The sequence below is a fragment of the Candidatus Synechococcus calcipolaris G9 genome (assembly GCF_029582805.1).
Classification (GTDB): domain Bacteria; phylum Cyanobacteriota; class Cyanobacteriia; order Thermosynechococcales; family Thermosynechococcaceae; genus Synechococcus_F; species Synechococcus_F calcipolaris.
The window spans coordinates 826264-848232 of record NZ_JAKKUT010000002.1; the positions used below are offsets into that span (position 1 = coordinate 826264).

The 21969-nt window shown below is 47.2% G+C and carries 20 protein-coding genes, 1 tRNA gene and 1 pseudogene; 10 read left to right on the forward strand and 12 right to left on the reverse strand.

Annotated elements, in window-relative coordinates:
* Window positions 1-85: 85 nt before the first annotated feature.
* On the forward strand, window positions 86-991 hold the full coding sequence (locus L3556_RS06755; protein ID WP_277866541.1) for a polysaccharide deacetylase family protein: 906 nt from the start codon (window positions 86-88) through the stop codon (window positions 989-991).
* A 49-nt stretch (window positions 992-1040) separates the two neighbouring features.
* Here the strand turns inward: L3556_RS06755 and L3556_RS06760 are convergent.
* A tRNA-Arg gene (locus L3556_RS06760) sits at window positions 1041-1113 on the reverse strand.
* A 59-nt stretch (window positions 1114-1172) separates the two neighbouring features.
* On the opposite strand from L3556_RS06760, the gene L3556_RS06765 reads away from it, so the two are divergent.
* The gene (locus L3556_RS06765; protein WP_277866542.1) at window positions 1173-1688 is read left to right on the forward strand and encodes a Csu type fimbrial protein; all 516 of its coding nucleotides are present in this window, start codon (window positions 1173-1175) and stop codon (window positions 1686-1688) included.
* 16 nt (window positions 1689-1704) lie between these two features.
* Here the strand turns inward: L3556_RS06765 and L3556_RS06770 are convergent, their stop codons facing one another.
* The 6 genes from L3556_RS06770 to L3556_RS06795 form a co-directional block, all read right to left on the reverse strand.
* Window positions 1705-2679 (reverse strand): trypsin-like serine protease, encoded by a 975-nt coding sequence (locus L3556_RS06770; RefSeq protein WP_277866543.1) that lies wholly within the window; start codon window positions 2677-2679, stop codon window positions 1705-1707.
* Between the two features lie 36 nt (window positions 2680-2715).
* Complete coding sequence (locus L3556_RS06775) at window positions 2716-3579, reverse strand: aminotransferase class IV (protein ID WP_277866544.1); 864 nt, start codon at window positions 3577-3579, stop codon at window positions 2716-2718.
* 9 nt (window positions 3580-3588) lie between these two features.
* A complete protein-coding gene (locus L3556_RS06780) occupies window positions 3589-3912 on the reverse strand; it encodes a DUF1825 family protein (RefSeq protein WP_277866545.1) in 324 nt (107 codons plus the stop codon).
* Between the two features lie 92 nt (window positions 3913-4004).
* On the reverse strand, window positions 4005-5165 hold the full coding sequence (grrM, locus tag L3556_RS06785; RefSeq protein ID WP_277866546.1) for a cyclophane-forming radical SAM/SPASM peptide maturase GrrM/OscB: 1161 nt from the start codon (window positions 5163-5165) through the stop codon (window positions 4005-4007).
* A 126-nt stretch (window positions 5166-5291) separates the two neighbouring features.
* Complete coding sequence (locus L3556_RS06790; protein WP_277866547.1) at window positions 5292-5615, reverse strand: hypothetical protein; 324 nt, start codon at window positions 5613-5615, stop codon at window positions 5292-5294.
* A 212-nt stretch (window positions 5616-5827) separates the two neighbouring features.
* A complete protein-coding gene (locus L3556_RS06795) occupies window positions 5828-5947 on the reverse strand; it encodes a nicotinate phosphoribosyltransferase (protein WP_277866548.1) in 120 nt (39 codons plus the stop codon).
* Window positions 5948-6119: 172 nt separating this feature from the next.
* Here L3556_RS06795 and L3556_RS06800 point away from each other — a divergent pair, with 172 nt between their 5' ends.
* The 3 genes from L3556_RS06800 to L3556_RS06810 all read left to right on the forward strand — a co-directional run bounded on the left by L3556_RS06800 (window position 6120) and on the right by L3556_RS06810 (window position 9293).
* Entirely contained in the window at window positions 6120-7034 is a 915-nt protein-coding gene (locus L3556_RS06800; RefSeq protein WP_277866549.1) for a bile acid:sodium symporter family protein, read from the forward strand.
* 67 nt (window positions 7035-7101) lie between these two features.
* Complete coding sequence (locus L3556_RS06805) at window positions 7102-7812, forward strand: Coq4 family protein (RefSeq protein WP_277866550.1); 711 nt, start codon at window positions 7102-7104, stop codon at window positions 7810-7812.
* Window positions 7813-8039: 227 nt separating this feature from the next.
* Complete coding sequence (locus L3556_RS06810; RefSeq protein WP_277866551.1) at window positions 8040-9293, forward strand: hypothetical protein; 1254 nt, start codon at window positions 8040-8042, stop codon at window positions 9291-9293.
* Between the two features lie 35 nt (window positions 9294-9328).
* On the opposite strand, the gene bchD is transcribed toward L3556_RS06810, so the two are convergent.
* Window positions 9329-11335 carry a magnesium chelatase ATPase subunit D gene (gene bchD, locus L3556_RS06815; protein WP_277866552.1) on the reverse strand — a complete coding sequence of 669 codons (2007 nt, stop codon included), beginning with the start codon at window positions 11333-11335 and terminating at the stop codon, window positions 9329-9331.
* Window positions 11336-11566: 231 nt separating this feature from the next.
* On the opposite strand from bchD, the gene ytaF reads away from it, so the two are divergent.
* Window positions 11567-12226 carry a sporulation membrane protein YtaF gene (gene ytaF / locus L3556_RS06820; protein WP_277866553.1) on the forward strand — a complete coding sequence of 220 codons (660 nt, stop codon included), beginning with the start codon at window positions 11567-11569 and terminating at the stop codon, window positions 12224-12226.
* On the opposite strand, the gene fni is transcribed toward ytaF, so the two are convergent.
* Window positions 12223-13266 carry a type 2 isopentenyl-diphosphate Delta-isomerase gene (gene fni / locus L3556_RS06825; RefSeq protein ID WP_277866554.1) on the reverse strand — a complete coding sequence of 348 codons (1044 nt, stop codon included), beginning with the start codon at window positions 13264-13266 and terminating at the stop codon, window positions 12223-12225. The two genes, ytaF and fni, sit on opposite strands and share 4 nt — an antisense overlap.
* A 7-nt stretch (window positions 13267-13273) precedes the next feature.
* Entirely contained in the window at window positions 13274-13954 is a 681-nt protein-coding gene (locus L3556_RS06830) for a response regulator transcription factor (RefSeq protein ID WP_277866555.1), read from the reverse strand.
* 121 nt (window positions 13955-14075) lie between these two features.
* Here L3556_RS06830 and larE point away from each other — a divergent pair, with 121 nt between their 5' ends.
* Together larE and L3556_RS06840 are read left to right on the forward strand one after the other, a co-directional pair.
* Window positions 14076-14936 (forward strand): ATP-dependent sacrificial sulfur transferase LarE, encoded by an 861-nt coding sequence (gene larE / locus L3556_RS06835; protein WP_277866556.1) that lies wholly within the window; start codon window positions 14076-14078, stop codon window positions 14934-14936.
* Window positions 14937-15047: 111 nt separating this feature from the next.
* Window positions 15048-15122: pseudogene (locus L3556_RS06840) on the forward strand (hypothetical protein); the annotation flags it as partial.
* A gap of 443 nt (window positions 15123-15565) precedes the next feature.
* Here the strand turns inward: L3556_RS06840 and L3556_RS06845 are convergent.
* On the reverse strand, window positions 15566-16192 hold the full coding sequence (locus tag L3556_RS06845) for a Uma2 family endonuclease (protein WP_277866557.1): 627 nt from the start codon (window positions 16190-16192) through the stop codon (window positions 15566-15568).
* 412 nt (window positions 16193-16604) lie between these two features.
* Here L3556_RS06845 and L3556_RS06850 point away from each other — a divergent pair, with 412 nt between their 5' ends.
* Together L3556_RS06850 and L3556_RS06855 are read left to right on the forward strand one after the other, a co-directional pair.
* Window positions 16605-16862, forward strand: coding sequence for a type II toxin-antitoxin system RelB/DinJ family antitoxin (locus tag L3556_RS06850; protein ID WP_277866558.1), 258 nt, complete (start codon window positions 16605-16607; stop codon window positions 16860-16862).
* Between the two features lie 20 nt (window positions 16863-16882).
* Window positions 16883-17176 carry a type II toxin-antitoxin system RelE/ParE family toxin gene (locus tag L3556_RS06855; RefSeq protein ID WP_277866559.1) on the forward strand — a complete coding sequence of 98 codons (294 nt, stop codon included), beginning with the start codon at window positions 16883-16885 and terminating at the stop codon, window positions 17174-17176.
* A 524-nt stretch (window positions 17177-17700) separates the two neighbouring features.
* Here the strand turns inward: L3556_RS06855 and L3556_RS06860 are convergent.
* Window positions 17701-21963 carry an NACHT domain-containing protein gene (locus tag L3556_RS06860; RefSeq protein WP_277866560.1) on the reverse strand — a complete coding sequence of 1421 codons (4263 nt, stop codon included), beginning with the start codon at window positions 21961-21963 and terminating at the stop codon, window positions 17701-17703.
* Window positions 21964-21969 lie beyond the last annotated feature (6 nt).

A 21969-nucleotide genomic window follows, 5' to 3' on the forward strand; every position in this document is an offset into this window, starting at 1 on the left:
GTTAAAATAACTAAAATTATGACCAAGGAAAATAAACCATCAAATAAAGAGTCAAAGAAATCTCTATTGCCATCACAAAAAAAAAATGAATCCAATTAGACATTATTCACTACTAGTTTTGGTTTTAATTTGCCTGATTATTGGTAGCAACAAGGATTTATCGGACTCGTCCAGGATGTTCTCAGGATCAAAACATTACAGTCAAGATTCTCAAATAAATATTAGTTTGGATGAGGATGGTAGTAACATTAATCAATCTAAAAGTTCTTCTCCAAAACCTACAGGTAATCCTGGCGCAACTCAAACCAAGGAATTTCTGAATCTTGACTATGAAACAATCCATGGGCATCTAAATGGGTTAAAACCAGGTACAATTCTGCTCACCTTTGATGATGGACCATCGCCGGTTTATACACTCCAAATCCTGCAAAAACTGAAGGCCGCCAACATGAAGGCAACGTTCTTTGTGATTGGTCAGCGGGTAAGGGAAAACTGCAATATTTTGCGTCAGGTCTATAATGGTGGTCACGAAATTGCAAATCACTCCTATCGCCATCCCCGCCTGACAACGGTATCACCCGAACAACAACGTAATGAATTGTTGCAAACTCAAGCAGCAATTGCTACCTGTTTAGGCATTGATTATAAAATTCGTTGGTTCCGCGCACCCTATGGCGATCAGAATCAAGATTTACTAAGAATTGTGAATAAGTTGAACTTAAATTCCGCACTTTGGTCAGTGGATACCCAGGATTGGCACGTAGAGACGACTGCCCAGGATATTGCTAATGAGGTCATACGAGGGGGCGATCGCCAGATTGTGCTTATGCATGATGGTACTGAAATAAACCCAGAAATGCTGCTTCCCCATGTGAGTGAAAGCCGCCAAGAGACCGTTGATTCTCTAGATATTATTTTGCCCTATCTAAAAGAGCAAGAGATTGAGACGATCACCCTATCCGAAGCTTTCCATAATTTGATCATAGACTAGGATTTTACTAGAACCCTGAACTGCTTGCTGTGAATAGGTTTTCACCCTACGAACATGGAGGGATTCGAACCCCCGACCCTCAGAACCGGAATCTGATGCTCTATCCACTGAGCTACATGTCCACAGATTGTAGTATATCATTCCTATTTTCAGATTTTCAGATATATCTTAAAGTAAAAGCATGAAGCCCTTATCCTTCAACCTCTATTCTGGACTCTCTGGCTTTGGTCTAGGGATCGTCTTGGGGTTCGTCACTAGTTTGCCCAGTGCGGCCCAGGGGGCAAGTGGCTGCGGCTTTACCCAAGTGGTGGGTCTCAATTTTGGTAATTATGATGTCATGGCCCCAACTCCGACGGATGCGGTGGGGAGTTTTAGTTTCACCTGTCGGGGTGGGGGTGGGGGAGGCGGAAGCTTTAATAATATTCCCGTCACCATTAGTTTAAGTCGGGGCAACAGTGATAGCTACACCCCGCGACGGATGATTTTTGAATCCAGTACCCTGGAATATAATTTGTATCTAGATGCTGCTCGTAGTCGCGTTTGGGGCGATGGCACCAGCGGTACAAACCAGAACGGCCCCTTTGTTCCAGGCAATAATGTGGGCAATACTATTGAGATTTTTGGTCGGATTCCACCGGATCAGTGGGTCACACCAGGGCAGTATAGTGATCAGATTGTGATTACAATTCAATTTTAGTTTTTTTGAAAAACATTTAATCTAAGGTCAGGGTTGGTGCGCTTTTAGCATCCCTTGGATCAATGTTGCGGCGGTGGTTCATCACCATATCAATCCAGGGTGCATAGAACGAGACTCGAGTATCACTGAAAAATTCACCGAAGGAACCATTACTGATTTCATCATCAATATCTACGCTGTCAGTAATCATAAAAAAGCCGCGATCGCTAAAACCCCAAGAAGTTACAGCGGCAACTTTGCCATCGATAAAGCAGGGGCCACCGGAATCCCCTGCCCCTGAGCCTGCTTCATTTTTACCCAGACCCAAATCTGCCAACCGAGGAAAATATCGACCAAAGGCATCCCGCGTAGGAGTCCCGTCATCAAAGTCATACATTAATTGGCTGCGGGGTACCACTGTGGATAAATCACCGTCAGTCACGGGTATAAAAATATCCAGGAGGGCTTCATAGCGATTTTGACCCCAGTGGCGATTCAAGTCACTATTAGAGGTTCGATCTTCTCCGGTGCTGCCTAGCCCAATGTAGCCATAGCCCACCTTCGTAAATACTTTACCGATTTCATCCTGATCTCGATAAATATCATAGGCTTCAATGAAATCTGGCACAACTGCATCCAGTTCTAGCAAGGCAAGGTCATAGCCCTCCACGGCAAGTTTCCCTTTCCAACTGGGATGAATAAAATAACGGGCAACCCGGGCCTTCAAGTTCCGTGGTTCCCGCCGAAACACCACCGTGATCTCTTTGTCGGGGATGGGGTCGCCTTTATTGAGGCAATGGGCCGCAGTGAGGACAAATTGTTTACCCTTCAAAAGGGTACCGCTACAGTGAACTGGCTCTAGCAGTACCACTCCCGTATATTGATCCAGGGGCAAGGGTTGGGTGGTCGGACTATGGGCAAAGGCACTGACAATGGTGTGGCCGGGATGTTGCCCAAATAAAATACACCCTAGGGCGATCGCCGCCACGAAGAATAACTTCACCCACTTCATAGAAATATACTTAAGACCTTCCCTCAGGAAAATGAATTAAGGAAGAGAATCACGATCCTGATGAGCCATGACCCTCAGGAGTTCCTGCCACAGTTGGCGCGTCACGGGGCCAGGGCATTCCGGTAAACCATAGGTTCCCAATTCACGAATGGGCATGAGCAGTCGCACTGAGGAACTGAGAAAGGCTTCTGTGGCGGTCTCCAAATCTTCCGGTTTCAGGACTACTTGGCGATGGGGCAGGCCAAGACGCTCCAGAATGGTGAGTAACACCGATCGGGTAATGCCATGGAGAATCCCCACATCCGTTACCGGAGTTTCAATTACACCCTGGCGGACAATCCATAGATTACTGGTGGTGGCTTCCGTAATCTGGCCGAAACTATTTAATAGTAGGGCATCATCCTTACCGTTGCGTTGCGCCTCCAGTAAGGCCAAGATATTGTTGAGATAATTGCCGGTTTTGGCGGCGGGGTCTAGGGCATTGCGGCTCACCCGTTCCCGCTGGGAAATCTCTAGGGACAGACCTGTTTCTGATAGTTGAGGGTTGGAATCAACAGGTAAGAGAATAATTAATAGGCGAGGCCGGGTCTGGGGGTCGGGCAATAGACTAATGCGCTGATCTGCCCCACGACTCACAACGATGCGAATATAGTAATCTCCCTTTCCTGCGGCGGCGATCGTTCTCTTAACTTCGGTGCAAATATGATGATCGAACCAGGGAATCTCTAGGTACAAATACTCTGCCGATCGCCGCAAACGATCAATATGTTCCTGGAGGGCAAAGGGTCGGCCCTGGTACGTTCGGACTACTTCATAAACACTATCACCATACAAAAAACCGCGATCTAGGACAGACAGAGAGGCGGTGGGGGCAATGTGACCATCTAGATTAATCAGCATGCCCATGGACTAAGGCTGTTGATCCAGTTCAGCTTTCATCCGCTCCAAGGTCGTATGCATTTGATCAAACATTCCCTGGGGCGTTGTGCCAAATTGATTGAGTTGGGTGTTTAACTGCTGAATTGTCATTTGGGCCATGAAGTCATCGGACAATTCAAATCGCTTCATGAAAATTCGATAGCGATCCATCATCTCTTCCATTTTTTCGATGTAGAGTTTTTTACCGGCCCGATCAAACTTGCCGTAGTCAGACCCCAAGGCCATAAGAGACTGATAATCCATAAAAAGCTGTTGAGCTTCCTGCTGGACGATTTCTGAATCGAAAAATCCCATAGTGGTTATTTTAACGTTGCTAGGGGGACTGTTACCTTACTGGCAATCTTTTTACATTCTATCCCTTCTTAACATTCTCATTCTACCGCGGTTCAAGCTAAACCCAGGCATTGCTCTACATCGGTCAAAATCAGATCTGTGAGAATTTTCTGGGTATATAGACAATGGAGGGTTTCGGTGGAGGCAAAGCTACCATTTTCCCAATATTTATTGCTGGGGGCACCCCCACCACAAACAGGAAAATAATCACAGGTTTGGCGACAGGCTGTTACCCCCGCTTGAATATCCTGATAGATTCGTTGAAAGGTTTCGGTTTGGCAGACGGCTTCAAAGGAATCAGTGCAAACATTTCCAAGGATAAAGCGGCCGTAGTCGGAACTGGTCATACCCAGAAGCTCCGGGGAATAGGTGGCAAAATTTCCATTCACGTCCACGTTCACCATGGCAAAGGGGGTACATAGTTGATTACGGCCCATAGCTTTATCGGTGTAGAGGTGTTCACTCACCCGATCAAATTCCCGAACTTTGAAGGTTCCTTTCGTGGCTTTGGTGAGTTGCCAGAACCGTGCCATGAAGCCTCGATACTGCGATCGCGTGTCATTTTGACTGAGGGAAGATTCCTGATTTGACCCTTCAATTTCCTCAATATTAAAACCAACATTATGAATCCCTTCTTGCTGGAAGAACTCAAAAATTTCATCAGGGTAGGCCAGGGCATCCTTTGTCAGTACGGCAATAATATGAAAGTTGATCTGGTTATTTTGTAGGTGCTTGATCCCCCGCAGGGTTGCCTGGTGGGTTCCTAGTCCGGTGCGGGTTTTCCGGTGGGCATCGTGGAGAAAGGCCGGCCCATCTAAGCTTACGCCAACGGAAATTTGCTCGGACTTGAAAAAATCACACCAGTCCGGGGTGATCAATGTGCCATTGGTCTGAATCGCATGGGTGACATAGCATTGACGGCTATTGTGCTGCTGCTCTAGGGCGTTAATCTGGGCAAAGGCCTTTTGATAAAACTCAAGGGGTAGGGTGAGGGGTTCACCGGCATGCCAACAGACCGTGAAATGCTTTCCCAGGAAGCGACTGCTAAACAGATTTTTGAAGAGTGGCTCTAGGAGAGCTAGATCCATGCTCTGCCGTTGCGATCGCCCCGGCAGATAGCAATAGTCGCAGTCAATATTACAAAAGGGCGTAGGTTGAATGACCACCAGCCGAAAGGGGCCAAACCGAGCGAGTTCTGCGTCACTAATCATCATGGCAGTTAGGGCAGGGCTTCAATTTGCCGCAATGCCGCAACCAACGGCAGGAATAGGTTTGCTTAGTGATTCCATAACCGTCAGATAGATCTAATTACTAAATTACTTTTAATTATTACTTTACTCTTAATTACTAAAGTCTGACCAAATATCTTCCCAGTAGGCCCCATCATTAAAATTAATCCAGGTGTCTTCCCAATAGGCCAACTGCTGATTTTCTGAGACGGGAGTGAGTCCCATGGACTGAATTTGATCTTTGCCTTGCTGAAGGCGATCGCGCACCGTGGAAAGACGCTGGGCTAGGGAGAGGCTAGGGTCTCCATTGCCAAGGGTGGTATCGGGTACATCAGGGTTAGAAGCTGCTTCCCCTACCCCTCCTGTGGTGACAAGGGTTAATAAAAACAGTAGGCTGGCAGTGCCGTGGCTTACAATACCGTTGTTATTCGGCATAATCCGATGCAGAAGTCCTTCACGTCTAGGGTCACTCATCTCACTTATAGCAGATTTAGTGATTAGGCGGAACGTCCTACCGCAAATTAACCTACACCACTGAACAGGGAAGAAGTAGAGAGCTATAGGTTTTGGGCGTTAGACTTAGGAGACCACCAGCCAAAATCATCATCAACAATGATCAATGATCATTAATCAATCCGATCAATAGCCTAGGCTGCGTTATGTTTTGTCGGGCGATCGCCGGAAAAGGGCTGAACTCCCGTGGCAGGATAATGATCATTTCGGGGGGTAAAAATACGTGTAAAGGCTTCAAAAAGAAACCGCATCATGTTCCTCAAGGTTCGTAGCATAAGACTTCTCCCTGTTGAGACTACCTTGCTATCTCAACTATAGAAAATCCATCTTGGTTCATGAGAAAGGTTGATACAATTATTTAGAAAAGCAGGGGATTTTGTAACATTTTATGATCATTTTATGATCATTTTTAACGTTGAGTTTTAAGTGTCCTTACGATTTATTGGTATTGTTGATTTTTGTATTTTATACCGTACCAACATGATGCTGGCAACCTTACCCATTCCGCTCAAAATCATCGTTTTTTTGTTTCTTTTTACATTTTTATTTTCTGTTGCCCTGGGGAAATCAACGGTTGAGATCATTACCTTGATGAAATCTAACGTATTGGGGCGATCTCTATTGGTGAATTTTATTTTACTGCCAGTTTTGGGGATAATACTCGTTAAGTTATTTCAGCTACCGTCGGAAACGTCCCTAGGGTTTTTAATGATAGCGGTAACTCCAGGGGGCTTACTGGCCTTACACTTTGCCCGAGTTTCTAAAGGTAGTCTCATCTATGCCGTGGGGCTAGTGATTCTACTATCCTTTCTATCGATTGTCCTTACTCCCTTGCTCATTTATGTTCTTTTTCCCGGTTTCCAGGCCACGAGCATACCGATTTTGTCGCTGATTGGCCACCTTTTAATTCTGATTATCCCTCCCCTCTTTGCTGGACAGGTGATACAACGGTGGTTCCCCAGGATTACCCCAAAGCTACAAAAATTAGCAACGGCTTTATCTGTTGTCTTATTCATGGCATTAACGATCTATACCTCAACCCTCAAAGCCTTAGATCCCAGATCGCTGGGATGGAATAGCTGGGGAGCGATGGCCACATTTGTGATCATGGCATGGATCATGGGTTGGCTGTTTGGTGGCCCTCATTTGGTAAATCGTAAAGTCCTAGCCATCAGTACCAGTATGCGAAATGTTGCCATTTGTCTATTAATTGGCAGTAGTAGTGGATTTAGCCAAGGGAGTGAACTAGCCATTATTGGCTTTAGTGAGTTGCTAGTTCCCATGAATTTAGTGTTTGCGATCGCCCTACGTCGCCTCAAAACCGCGACTCTTATGCCTTAGATGGGATAATCGTATTCATTAACATGAACGTTAATCGATAAGAAAAACTGGGAACTCGGAGTAATAGATGCTGAAACAATTTGAAGAACTCACCCGCACCGTTCGGAACTTACAGGCCGTTACAGATCTGCTCAAATCCATGGGGGAAAAAACCGACAATGTATTTGATATTGAAGATAACTTTCGCGGCAGTCATCAGATGCAAGTCTGTGTTGATCGGGTTAAAGCCATTCCCGATGCCCGGGCCATGATGGAATCTCGCTATCTTGGCCCCGATATTGATCTAGACGCATTAGTACAACTACCACAGGGTAGCCTGGGTCATACCTATGCCACCGTCATGAAAACCCTCGGCTATGACCCTAATTTTTTCCGTCGTCGTAACATTGAAACCGATGACGACTGGGTGACCATGCGCCTCCGCAAAACCCATGATATTATTCATGTCATCACTGGCTTTGGCCCCACGGGTGGCGAATTGGGGGTACTTTCTGTTAATGCGGTTCAGATTAGCTATCCCATGTCTGTTGTCCTTCAGGTGGCCAGTATGGGGTTAGCCCTAAAACGTCAACCGGACAAGCTCCAGTACATAACCCAGCAGGCAGCACGAGGTATGGGCATGGCCCTTCAGATCAAACCCCTCATTGCCCAGCGTTGGGAAGACGGTTGGCATAAGCCTCTGCGGCAATGGCGTGAGGAATTAAACATCACCGATCCTGTCATTGATGAACCTTATAGTCTCAAAAAGCGTCTACCGGAGCTAGATTTGGATTGGTGATTGGGCAATGTAATTGCTACATTATAGGAACGGTAGTCAGGGTGTTTGGGGGATTGATGTGATCGGTGTCACCGATTTAAGTTGCGGTGGATCACCACTGGCTAGAAACAAATCTCCTATGATGACACTCATGACAGCAGAAAGGATCTAAGGAGTATTATCCTTTGTGCCTGTGTTCCTGCACCTAAAACCGACGTTATATTTTTCAAATAGGAGCAGTGGCGATCGTGAACACGTGGATTCAGCGAAGTGACTACCAACTCATTTATGATCATTTGCTTGACTGTGTGCAAAACGAAACGCCACAGCAGGTGATGGAGCGGTTTCGAGCATTGTTCATCATGGGGTACACCTACCCGGATCGTTCTGTGCAAGGGGCACTGGATCAGATCGTGGGCGATCGCAATGCCGAGCATAATTTCAAGCTTTTTATTAATCGCTGTTGCCACATTCTGGTTAATCGTTGGCAGAAGCGGCCCTTGCTCCATGGGGCAATCCCAGAATTTTTAGCTCTCCTGGAAACACCCATTGCCATGCCCGCCGGTGGACTGAGCCGGGCCACCATTGTCCGCAGACTACGACTTCTATTTAAGGGCTATCTAGAGAGCGAATACTACCAAAAGCTGCAACGGGTGGCCCAGTTCGTGGGTGAGGATCACCGGGATCTGTCCTCCATTCGTCGCAATACCGATCGCCCTCTGAGTTCTCTCATTCGTCGTTATCCTTACCTTTACGATCATTGCCTCATTGGGGACGAGACGACTGCTGAAGAAAAAAGCTTTATTATGAGATCCCAATCTAAAATTCAGCAACAGTTTGAGTTAGATCTTTCCAACTACCTGACGACGGAGTTTCGGATTGGTAACGGCAATACAGTCATTGCCCCAGTCAAAAATCCGACCCTCCTCAGCGATACGGAATTGAAAACCTCCCTGAAGCACTTTGTTGGCAAAGTAGACGGCCGCCAGACCTATCGGGATATGGCCCAGCAGTTTAACCAGCAAACCGCCAAGAATAAATCCACGGAAGCCTTTAAGCGCGAGTTTTACCACTATCTCACGGATACCAGTGGGGTTAGCTTTGGCAATGGTCGGTTTCGGCAGCGATTCGAGCAATACATCAAGACGTTGCCCGCCCTCCAGCAGACCCACCAATTGAATGATTTTGCATTAGTGCGTACCTGTAGCCAAACCCTCAATTACCTGGTGGTGGATAGTGCCCAAAATCCAAATCACCTTGTCTTTGTGGATCTGCTCAACAATATTGGTACCCCTGCGACCATTGGTCTGCTTCTAAAGATTGTCCTCGTATCTAAAAAAGTGAAGCCTTACCTAGAGAAGCGGTTTGCAATTCTGTTTAACCATTACCAGTCGTTTAATCGCGGCAAGGTCAAATGGTTGGTGAACTGCCTAGAGAACTTCAATATTGCCACGGCCACCCATTTTGGTCGCCAAGACTTTTCCTTTTTCTCTAAACTCTAGTAAGTTATAGAAATTATAGATTTCTCTCAAATTCCTTAAAAGTTCAGGGCATTTTGAGTCACGGTGGCGATCGCCTGATCCGTAGCCTTGGGTAGGTGATAGTATTTGCCCCCGGCTTGGGTTGCCAGATCCTTTGCCATCCCCGTCGATACAAAGCGATTTTCCGTATCAATTACCAAGAGTTTCAGACCGAGGCCCTGGATTTTAGCGGCAATATCTAATAACTCTCCCTTAATATCCGGCTTTTCCCCCTCTGGTAGCGGATCCCCTAGGGAACGCGCTAGGGGGATATTACCACGCCCATCGGTAATGGCCACAATCATCACCTGGCCAATATCGCCAGACTGACGGGCATTCATGCCGACGCGAACCGCTTGGGTGAGTCCATGGGCCAGGGGAGAGCCGCCACCACAGGGCAAGGTTTCCAGACGACGGCGGGCCGCTTCAATGGATCGGGTGGGGGGGAGGAGAACCTCTGCCTGTTCACCCCGGAAGGGAATCAGGGCAATCATGTCGCGGTTTTGGTAGGCCTGGGTGAGTAATCGCAGGACGGCGCCCTTGGCAGAATTCATCCGATTGAGGGCCATGGAACCCGAGGCATCCACAACAAATATAATTAAGGCTCCGGCTTTGCGGGCTAGGCGTTTAATCCGTAGATCATTGGATTCAACAATGACCTTCCGGTGGGGCTGGCGCAGTCGTCGCGATTGTTGATAGGGTGCTGCCGTTCGCAGGGTTGCATCTACGGCAATGCGTCCGCCTCGACCCCTGGGTAAAATGGGCCGGACATAGCGACCCCGATCCTGGGAATAGACTAAACTGCGACTGCCCGATTTCCCTTGGCGTTGGGATAGTTGGGCAAAGTAGAGGACGGAATCATCTAAAACCGTACCATCCGCATCAAAAACAAATTCCTCAGGAACCGGTGGCATTTCCTCGGGATCTGATTCTGGGGGGTCGCTCTCGTCCTCGTCTGGCTCATCCGGATCTTGCTGATCCTCCATTTGGTTATTGGGGGGAGGAGGTGGTGGGGGTGGTGAGGGCGTTTCCACTTGCGTCGCCCGGGGAACAATGACTAACTCGACGGCGCGGCGCAGATCTTCAGCAGTGACATCAGCGCGACCATTCAGGGCCGCATGGGCCCGGGCAACCCCCACGGCAAAGAGTTCGGCTCGGTGGCCCTGCACCCCTGCCCGGAGGGCCTCGGTCACTAAGTAGGCAATTTGTTGGCGTTGAATGCGGACATCTTTTAGCCATTCCCGTGCCAGAATAATTTGGGTTTTGAGATCATCCAGTTCGGGGGTGTATTCAGCTAAGAAGGCTTCTGGAGAATGGGCAAAGGCAGTAACTTGATCTACGGCAGCTACCCGTTCATCTAATCCGAGGACAGTATCCGCAGACAGGGCGATGGCAATGCGATCCAGTAAATGGGGCCGTAGTTCCCCTTCCTCGGGGTTGTAGGTGGCAATAAGTAGGGGGCGACAGGCGTGTTGAATACTAATGCCTTCCCGCTCAATTTGATTTCGCCCTTGGGTCAACGTGGTAAGTAATAAATTTGCAATTTGCTCATCCAGAAGATTAATTTCATCCACGTACAGGACTCCCCGATGGGCGGCGGCTAGGAGTCCCGGCTGGAAGACCGCTTCCCCACGCTGGACGGATTGACTCACATCCACGGAACCCAGTAACCGATCTTCAGTAATGCCCAGGGGAATTTGAATAAATGGTGCGGGAATCACTTCCCTCTCTAGGGTTTTGCCATGACTCCAGGCCAGGAGGGTGATGTCCCAATCCTGGGGGCGATCGGGATCAGGGTTGGCAAAGATGCGGGGAGCATCACTGGCGATCGCCGGCTGAATGACCTCAATGGGCGGCAAAAGGTGATGAATGGCCCGGGCCAGGACAGATTTAGCGGTTCCTCGCCGGCCAGCAATGACGACTCCCCCTAAGCCTGGGTCGATCGCCGCTAAAAGTAGGGCTAGTTTAATGGCTTCTTGGCCAATAACGGCGGTCAGGGGAAAATCGACGGTTTTCAGGGCCATAGACGGAATATATACAGGATTGACATCTACAGCTATCTTACGCAATTTTTTGTTTAATTTTTGGCTTTCAGAGTTTCAGGGGTCTTGGGATTGTCATCGGGTTGTGGTTCACCTGTCACACCGCTGAAATATACCTTTCCTAGATTGGTTACTGTCCACCTTGGTAAAGTTTTTCTGGGCTGTCCCTAAACGGATCATCCAGGAGGGCTTGCTAGGTTACATCGCTGAGCCATGAATTTCCTATCTTTGTTGCCGATCGCCATTGCCCTGAGTCTGGATAGTTTTGGAGTAGGTGTCACCTATGGGGCCCGCCGTCTCCGAGTCCCCCTGGGATCTCTGGGCATTATTACCCTTTGCACGGGTCTGAGTTTAGTCATTGCTGTTCTGATTGGGGATTTGCTCGTTGCCCTACTGTCTAAGGAATTAACCGAGTCCATTGGTGGATTCCTATTGGTGGCGATCGGGCTGTATGCGGTGATTAATCATTTCAAATCCCAATTACAGCGATCCTCAAAACCCCTGGATTACCACGCCAACCCGACGGATCGGCCCGGGTATCACCCCCCGGAACACGAAAATTTAGGGGTCATTCCAGAGATTCTCCAGGATCCCATGGCCGCCGACTTCGACCACTCCAACTCCATTTCCTTGCAGGAGGCCTTCTTTTTGGGGCTGGCCCTCTCCATTGATTCCTTTGTGGCGGGGGTGAGTATTCGCCTGTTGGGATATTCTCCCTGGCTGATTATTTTTACCATTGCCATGATGAGTAGTATCTTTCTCTACATTGGCATTCAAACTGGAATCATGATTGCTGGCCACCGTTGGCTGAAACAACTCCCCTATTTTCCCAGCACGATGTTGATTGTGATTGGACTCCATAAAATCTTTTAGGGATTTCTGAGTAATGAACTTCCCTGATGGAGTTGGCTAAGGTTCTTACAACCAGTACAAAATAAAACGGTTTTTAGTTCCCCTAGGGTGATCTCAATATGTTCAAATAAGGCTTCTTCGGAAATATGGGCCGCTTGCAGAAACGGTCGGGCCAGCCCCCCCAGATCAGCTCCCAGGGCGATCGCCTTGGCCACGTCTAACCCATTCTTGAGACCGCCAGAGGCAATCAAAGGATAGTCCGGGTGGTTTTCACGAATATCCTGAAGACAGTCCGCCGTAGGAATCCCCCAGTCCGCAAAGGTTTGCCCCAAGGCGCGTTGGCGAGGATCCGTGGCCCGCGCTGCTTCCACCTTGGCCCAGGAGGTTCCTCCCGCACCGGCGACATCAATGGCCGCTACCCCAGCCTGGATCAGCTGATCGGCGATCGCCCCGGAAATACCATTCCCCACCTCTTTGACAATGACGGGTACCTCTAATTGCTGGCACAGATCCCTGATTTTGGGCAGGAGTCCCTTAAAGTTGCGATCGCCTCGGGTTTGCACCGCCTCCTGAAGCGGATTGAGATGGAGAATCAGGGCATTGGCATCTAAAATTTTAATAATTTTGCCACAGTCGTCCACCCCACAGCCATAGTTCAATTGCACCGCGCCAATATTTGCCAAGAGGGGAGTATCCGGGGCAACCTCTCGCACGGCAAAGGTTTCGGCGATTTGCGGTTGCTCCAATAACACTCGTTGGGAACCGACACCCATGGGAATCCGAAAATGTTGAGCGGCACGGGCTAACCGACGATTAATTTTTCCCGCTAGGGCCGTTCCCCCCGTCATGGATGAAATTAATAAAGGGGCCGCTAAGGGCCATCCCAAAAAGGTGGTCTGAATATCCAGATCATCAAAATCTAATTCAGGTAAACAGGTATGACGAAAGCGATAGCGTTCCAGCCCTGTGGAGACAAGGGGTGATTCCACATCCCCATGGATGCAAATATCTAGGTGCTCAGCCTTACGATGCTCAATGTCACTAGCACGGGGATTATTCATGGGAAGTCTAGGAGGCTAGATTATTTTCAAGGGCAAAGCGGACTAATTCGGTACGGCTACTTGTTCCCGTTTTTACAAAAAGACGACTCACATACTTTTCAATATTCCGCACACTGGTATTTAGCTGACTGGCAATTTCCTTATTCATGAGTCCTTGGACGACTAATTGTAAAACACTTTCTTCCCGAGGGGTTAAATCTAACTTGATTGGCTGTACCGTGGTTGATTTCCCCCCCTGCTTCACCAGCATGGTTCGTAGTTCCGCAATTTGTTGGGCAAGACTGGCTAAATTTGGCTCTGCTTCATCCCGAGCAGCGGCCTGCCGTCGGATCAGATTATTGACAATGGCGACTAATTCATCGGGGTCAAAGGGTTTAGAGAGATAGGCATCACAACCAGCATCATAGCCCTGGATGCGATCGCGCTTCATGCCCCGTGCCGTCAGAAAAATCACCGGAATATGGCTTAAATGGCTTTCACTGCGTAGAGACTCTAGAAATTCGTAACCATCCACCTGGGGCATCATAATATCGCTGATCACCAAATCTGGAATCTCCGATTGTAAATAGTCCAAAGCTGCCTGGGCACTGGATACCGCCGTTACCGTAAAGCCACTGTCTTCCAGGTAGGCCTGTACGGCTTCCCGTAGGCCCGGTTCATCGTCCACTAATAAAAGATGGCCACTCATCGTTCGTTTCCTCCCTAGGCTTAGTGTAGCTAGTTAAACCCATCTCCTCGAAAAATATATTGGGGTATGATGAAAACTCCCCTCCATAACCGTCAAGGGTTTCTCCCACTCTAACCATGCCATGATCCACCATCAACTCCAGCGTCTGCGATCCCTGATTAATGAAATGGATACGGCTCTGATTGCCTATTCCGGTGGCATTGATAGTACCTTAGTCGCAAAAGTTGCCTACGATGTTCTCGGCGATGGGGCGGTGGCTGTGACGGCAGTATCTCCTTCCCTACTGATGGCGGATTTAGAAGATGCCCGAATTCAAGCGGCGGCTATTGGCATTCGCCATCAACTCATTGAAACCCAAGAACTCAGTAATCCAAACTATGCCAAGAATCCAGTTAATCGCTGCTATTTTTGTAAAAGTGAACTCCATGATTGCCTGCGGAGTTTAGCCCAGGGGTTGGGGTATCCCTACGTCATGGATGGGGTGAATGCCGATGACCTATCAGACTATCGGCCAGGCATTGCGGCAGCGCAGGAACGGGGGGTGCGATCGCCCCTAGCGGAAGTGGGCATGACCAAGTTAGATGTGCGACAAATGGCGAAGCATCTGGGGTTGCCCTGGTGGAATAAGCCCGCCCAACCCTGTTTAAGCTCTCGTTTTCCCTATGGCGAAGAAATTACCGTTGAAAAACTACAGCGGGTGGGCCACGCGGAGCATTATCTGCGGAAATTAGGCTGGACAGAACTGCGGGTGCGAAGTCAAGGGGATACGGCCCGGATTGAACTGCCCCCCAGTCAAATTCAAGACTTTGTGATGGGTACGAACCTAGTAACCCTCGTGGCGGACTTGCAAGGGTTTGGTTTTCGCTATATCACACTAGATTTAGAAGGGTTTCGCAGCGGTAAACTCAATCAAGGCCTGGCCCAAGCTTCCGTAGGTTCTATCGATCTCGAGATTACTTCCCCCTCCACGTCTATCCCCTAACCCCTATTTCCCCATGAGTACCCTCACCCCTGCCAAAATCTATATTGCAGATGAGTATCTGACTCCACTGAAAAGTACGATCGCGGCAACAAGTTCACGGCCTATCGCACAATTCCGGCGTTTAAGGAGTATCTGCTGATCTCTCAGGAGAAGCCCCAGGTTGAGCAATACATCAAACAAGCCGAAAACCAGTGGTTATTCAGCGAATACCATGATCTCAGCGAATCTTTTTTACTTCAGTCCGTCGGGGTCACGATCTCCCTCACTGACCTCTACGAGGCCGTTTTTACTGACATCCTCCCGATGCTGTAGCTTACTTCCCACTGAATAGAGCATGTTCCTTAAACCCATTTCTAGGGCAACTTGACTGATAGGCTTGCCTGACTACTTCACAATTGCCACAGCTACTGACCGATGGTCAGGAAAATTCTCTTTTTCTTCAGTAGTAAACGTTCGTCTTGGTTTTTGGCTCATTTGGACATTCTCCTTCATTGGCGACTCTTGGAGTTTGTCCACTTTTTTTAGTCAGGGTCAGGCATAATGTTCGCGCTCACCAGACGCAGATAAAATCGCAACTCCACAAGCAATCCTGATCTGTCCGCTGTACCAGGATTGCTATGCCGCGATCGCTACCTACCGGCCCTCAACACTTGTTCAGCCGTCAGTTTCAAACCTGAGAAAGTTGAAGAAACAATCGTCTGACTGCCTCGAAATTGCTGAATTTCATACTCTCCATCTACTAGCGTACAGATAGAGAGGGTGGGTTGTTTGGGCTTCCCAATATGTCGAGTACCCCCTAATCCTGCGTAGTCTGCAATCCAATATTCAGGGATGCCTAACGCTGCGTAGTCTTCAAGCTTACGAGCATAATCATTTTGCCAGTTGCTACTTACAACTTCCGCTACAAATTTAATCGAAGTGCCTAGAGTCAAGATCGACTGGTCATACCAAAGCGGCTCTTGGGTCAGTTCACCTTGATCGACAACTGCGATATCAGGACGAAATGTCGTCATACCAGTTTTAGAAGGGCGCAACAGCCCCCGCTGGAGGACAAACCAAGGTAAACCTAATCCGTCGATCTGAACACATATCTTCGTCGTTATGAAGGCTGCAACCTCCTCATGCAAGCCTGTTGGTTCCAAGTCGAACACCTCTCCGTCGATTAGTTCGTAGCGGTTATCATCACGGTAATGAGCGAGAAACTCGTCAACGCTAAGTAGCTTCTGTTGAATTGCGTGATCGACTGTAATAGCCATAAGTCAACTTAGCCTAATCAGTGCCTCAAGTCTACCAAATTGAGTATGTAAAACGCATGACCAATCGAGCCTCTGACTGCTTTGCCTTGAAGTACTAGTAGGCAGTCTTGCGACTAAACCCAATCTAAGGATCAAGCGGCATAACCGCCTTCGCTTCACCGGCGCAAAAGAGATTTTAGACAATCCCACAGCCATTGCATAGACCTGAGCGTTCGAGTGCAAGCAACTGTTAATTTGTAGGAATGAGGATATGTTAATTGCCCCCACAAACCTTACCAAAGGCAAGAGGCGATCGCGCTTGCGCCTTCGTACCATTTTGTGATACAAATCGAATACAAACTACAGCATATTAATCTTTTTCTTCAGCACATCTGAGCTAAAGGTACGAGGTTTCTAGCGAGAAGGTTTACCCATGAAAACTCAGACAACAAAAGTTCAAGCAAGGATGAGCCCAAACCTAAAAGCAAGGGCAGAGGAGATTTTTGCTGAGTTGGGGATTACGTCAACCGAGGCGATCCGTATGTTGTATCAACAGGTGATACTCCGTCGAGGTTTGCCTTTTGCAGTAGAAATTCCAAATGAGATTACGTTGGCTGCGATCGCAGAAGCAGAAGATCCTGAGCGATTGGAGACTGTTGACGATATTGACGTTTTTCTGGCAAGCCTTTAGTGTTTACCAAAGACTAATTAGTGCGTGAGGAAAAAATTACCAGTCAATTCAAGAAAGATGCAAGGGCTGCTAAAGCTCGCGGTAAAGACATGGCTAAGCTGGCATCTGTCATCAAAAAACTTCAAGCAGATGAACCACTGGACTCCCGTTATAAGGATCATGTTCTTCTTGGGGGTTGGAAGCCAAAAAGGGAATGTCATATCGAACCAGACTGGCTCTTGATTTATGACACCTCGCAGCCAGGGTTACTGATCTTAGTCAGAACAGGCAGCCACTCTGATCTATTTGAAAAGACTAAGCGGAAGAAAAAATAGCCCTCTTGCAATCACCCACTGAAACCTAACGGTATAGTTCAGCGGTGGTGAGGGACGATCGCCTCGTGACATAGCTCTATGGATCCCGTCCGTTGCAACGCCATATTAGGCTGAGGCGCGGATTAGAGGGCCGCTCAACCTAATTTTTCAGTATAGACATAAATCTTGCAACTGGGGCGAGATCGAGATCGCTCTTCACGACAGGTGCGCTGACAAGACCAATGCTCTCCCAGTAACCAGAAGTGAACAAGGCGAAGAGGTTCCCAGCGCAGTAGCATAACGTTCCTGCTGAGCGGCTGCATGTAGCCTTTGCAACACAACCAAAATCTCCCAACAGTCCGCTCCAGCAGGTTTGTTAGCTTCTAATCTAATTCCCCTATATCCAGTTGCAGACTGAGAAAGTTATTAGAACTCTGATATGGCAATTAGTTTAGATTATTTGTAGCTAAGAAGCTTGATTGACTAACTAATCTATTTCCCTTCGCCAACTTGAACCTTATTAATTCGGATAGGAGGTGATTTAGTCATTCATAGCGCTTGATAAAAATGTACACGACATAAGCTGGATCTGGGCGATTGGAACTATTAAAGAATTTGTTAGCTAGGTTCGATGAATATTGACGTTCGCCCCAGACAGCCCAAACAAGAGCAAGATTATTTTCCTTAAGGAAGTCTCTCAATAATTCCTCCCGTATGTAGAACATTGACTGGCTATTGTTGAAATCATCGCTACGATCAGAAAATTCATATGTTGCTCTCACCCCTTTAGTTGTAACCAGATCGAAAGTTTGTGATTGACCGATTAGTTTCAAATCTGAGGCAATCTCTTTTGCTAATGTAGTGGCATGGCTAACATTATTGGCAATGCTACGACTACTTTCCCAACGAAAGTCGCAGACCGGAATGAGTGCATGATATGTGATTATATCTTGCTGTACTTCCTTAACCTCCACAAGTATTTCACGGACTTCAATACGTTCAAGTTCTTCTTCGCTGAGTTTTTGATCGTCCTCATCGTATGCGTTAACACCTAATAAGCGAAGTCTAACTATATCGACATGACTCAAATCTAGCTGTTTACCATCTAAAAAGAATCTTGGTTCCATCCGCTCAACTTGAACAGTCTCCTCCTTCACAACGAACGAGAACTCACAAGCGCTATTTTCAGGAAACGTTTCACACCACGGAATCTCGCCTGAAAACGTATAGCCAACCGATGGCTTTTCAGGCAACCATCTTCCACCTAAGTTTTGATTGGATAGATGCTCTAAAAAAGAATCAGCCTCGCTAGACAAGACGAGAAAACTTCGGATGAAGCAAAAAATATTTCGACCAAGAGTTTCGTTTTCCTGTGCTATATAGCCATCTAACATAACCCAAGGCCCAGCTTCGTTTTGAATCTCCGCTATTTGAAGATAGGGGTTTACATCAGGTAGTGCTCCATTGGTGATCCATTCCTTCATCTCCATGTCAGGATCGCCAAGGAAGTCTGCGTGTATAAGGTGAACCTTTGGTGACTGCTCTGGAAAACTTGGGTCAATATCTAGATCCCAGTTCCAATCACGCTCACTGGATCTCTCAATTTTTCCTAAATCATGTAACAGACCAGTCATCTCATAGAAGGCAATCCATGAATACTTCTTCCCATAGCGCTCTATCTTCTTAGTATCACTTCCTGTTCTATTCCAGCGGTGCTCGTTTTCTATTGAGCTTTCAATATCCTTAAACTTTTCACTTGACCATCCAAGCTGCTCGATTCGCCAAAGAATTTGTGATCTGACTTTGCTATACTCAGCGTTTTGGAAATCATAGTTGCTGCGACCTGGCACCAAACTTCCGATAGTATAGTTTTCAAAATCCATTCCTAATGGTGAATCTGCACCATAACGCCTTTCTCTAGATTCTTCACTTTCGCCCCAATCGCGAAGTCCCCCTTCAAATGGAGCTTTACTTCTTTGAATCTCCTCAGAAGTGAAAAGCTCAGGATGATGTATAGAAACCATTTCTATAATTCGGCTTCCGTACTCTCTCATGAGGGAATGTGTAGTGCTAAATGGTGCGCTTTCTGCAAACATTGAGTCATAGATACTCCGCACATAGGTCGGTAAGGTTTCAGTCACAAACGTTTGGTCGCCTAAATCCACATGCCGTGCCATTGCAACTCCATAGCTTGCAGCAAGCATTCGCTCTGGGACATAAGGATCATTAATTGCAAGTGCCGTTAAGCTCTCTTCAAATAGTGCTGCGGGGTTTCTCCGTCCAAACCAGTACAATGCACGGGTTGCTACATCACGAAGTTCTCGGTCTGTAGAGGTCAAAAGCCACATGACCCACTTTGCACGCAGTCGATCAGAATCAGTCCGAAAGTCCTGCTGTTGTTTCCACCTACCCTCTATTGCTAGTAGATCGTTCAATCTCTCGGATCGTGTTTCTCGAATCCACTCAGTCCAGATAAGATCTCGCCCAGAAACTGACATTGCTCGGAGTGTTTCATCAAGAAAAGCAGCATTAAGTGGGTGGAGCGCTACTGCACGGGCTACTTGAAATCGAACGAATAGACGACTTCTAAATCTTGAGGATTCATGTGAAAGGCTCAATAAAGCGCTTACTGTCTCTTGGTCTAAATACTCTGCATCTATTTCAGCCGCCAATGCAATAGCGTTTTTCTTTAACGGCTCTGATACATGCCGCCAAATTTGTTTCCCTTGCATTCGGCGTGGAGTCAGTGTGACCAGAGATCCAAGTATGTCAAATGCCAATTCGTGGCTAGTATTACCAGTAAATAGTGCAACAATCTCAGGGTTATTCAGCCAAGCAAAGGAAGTATCCCGCGCGTATTTAGTGAGAAGAGCATTAGCGACAATATACCCTCCCAATGCATCATAAGTTGGCGTGACTACATACTCATACGGTTCAAAACCTGGGTTCTTGAAGAGAATCCCTTCCTGTGCCAGAAGATTAACGATACTGCTATTCCATGAACGAGAAGCATCAGATGCTGCATCACGAAAGCTTGCCTCGCTAACCTCTCGCTTCCCACACTTCCATAATTCAATTCCAAGTACGTAAACTGCTCTATCCACTTCATTTGCAGCGTAACTATGGCTGAGGTTAGTCATCTGTGAAATGCGCTCAGCAGCATTAGCAACATATTTTTCAAATAGTGGTGCAAGCGAAGTAGGAAAATAATCAATCTTGACTTCAGATTCTTTTTTCGGGTTGGTGACCTCGCAGAATATTCTCAACGTTAGTGGGTGTTGTAAAAACTCCGCAGGAATCTCTGAATCGCCGGGGTCTATTTTGAAGTGGCTAAAATACTTTTCGATCGCCTCATCAACATCACCTCCAAACCCCTCACTTTCTATTGTCTTTATGCCATCAGGAAGAGCCATGACTGCAAATGATTCTCTAGTCTCAGTTTGTGACTCTCGATACTGATGCCAATCTTCCTTCTTCCGTTCTCCAGTTCTTAATGTGCAGACTACTAGAACGTTAGGAAATTTCTTCATAATCTCGCTAAGTGAAGCTAATTCAGGCTTCCAATCTTTGGGATTCTCAGCTTCGTTAAGTCCATCAATTAAGATTGGTAATCGACAACAAGAACGTTTACCAGCCGCATCTACTGCTGCCATTAACATCTCTATGCTCGGCATAGGAATGCCATTAATTGAGATGCTTTTTGCAAGATCGTCAAGAGACTGCCCTCTGTGAAGATTACGACCTTGGAGAAAAACGCCAGCAGGTCTCTTCTCCTGGGGAGCAGTTAATTGAGCAGCCATCTGCGTTTTACCACTACCTGCATCTGCTAAAACCCCAACCAGACCAACTCCGAGAAATTCTTCAGCTTCGTCGAGGAGTTCTTGCGCTGTGTACATATCGTCTAGCGCGTTAGTGGCATGTAGTGCTGCTGGATGGTTTGCAGACCGTAAGTGTCTAGGAGTCGAGCGAACGTCTATATTGATTAATATTTTGCGTTCCTTTAGTTTTTGCTGGATAACATCAAGGTCTCCATCTGCAAGGATTTGATGAAAATTGATCAGAGTATCAGCAAACGCTGAGCAAGCATCAATAAAAGAGGTTATGTAGGGTTTTAATCTGGGTACAGCGCCGTCTAACTCACACGATAGTAAGTCAGATATGTTCTTCAAATGCTCCCCGACTTCAATCAATTGTCCCCATGAGTCAACCTCTCCCAGCATTCGCCGAATCATCCGCTCGGCATCAACGGCTTGGTGGACTGGTACTAGCCAGCGCTCTTGAATTGGCTGAATTGCTATCCTGTGTCGTTCTGCGAGATTACTTGGAGTTAAAACCTGCTCACCAAAGTAGGTGCTTCTGAGTATTAGGGCATCGCCACTTAGGTAAGTATCAACTTCTTCCTCAGCCCATAAGTGCAAATTGTATTGTGTCGAAAGACTGTGATACCAAGCCTGGTCTTTCTTACTGAGAGTATAGGGTGTCCAAAGAACCCAATCTGTGAGGTCTGGTAATACTCTTTCAGTAGTTGCAAGTGAATGTTCAATATCTTGACGACTTGCTGCATTTAGTGTTCCATCTTTATTCCGCTGGTATAGTTTACATTGCCATCCAAACCAACGAGATGCATTGCCAAGCTGACATGGTTCAGTCAGTTTTATGTGAAATTCAACCCCAGGTTGATTAGCCAAAGCTTTGAAATCTCCAAATCGTCCATATTGCAGTCTTACGAGACCACGACATAGATTTTCAAAGTTACGGGTCTTGTCACCTGGAAGTGAATCAAATTTTGTCCAGTCTAGAGAAGGCATTGCAGT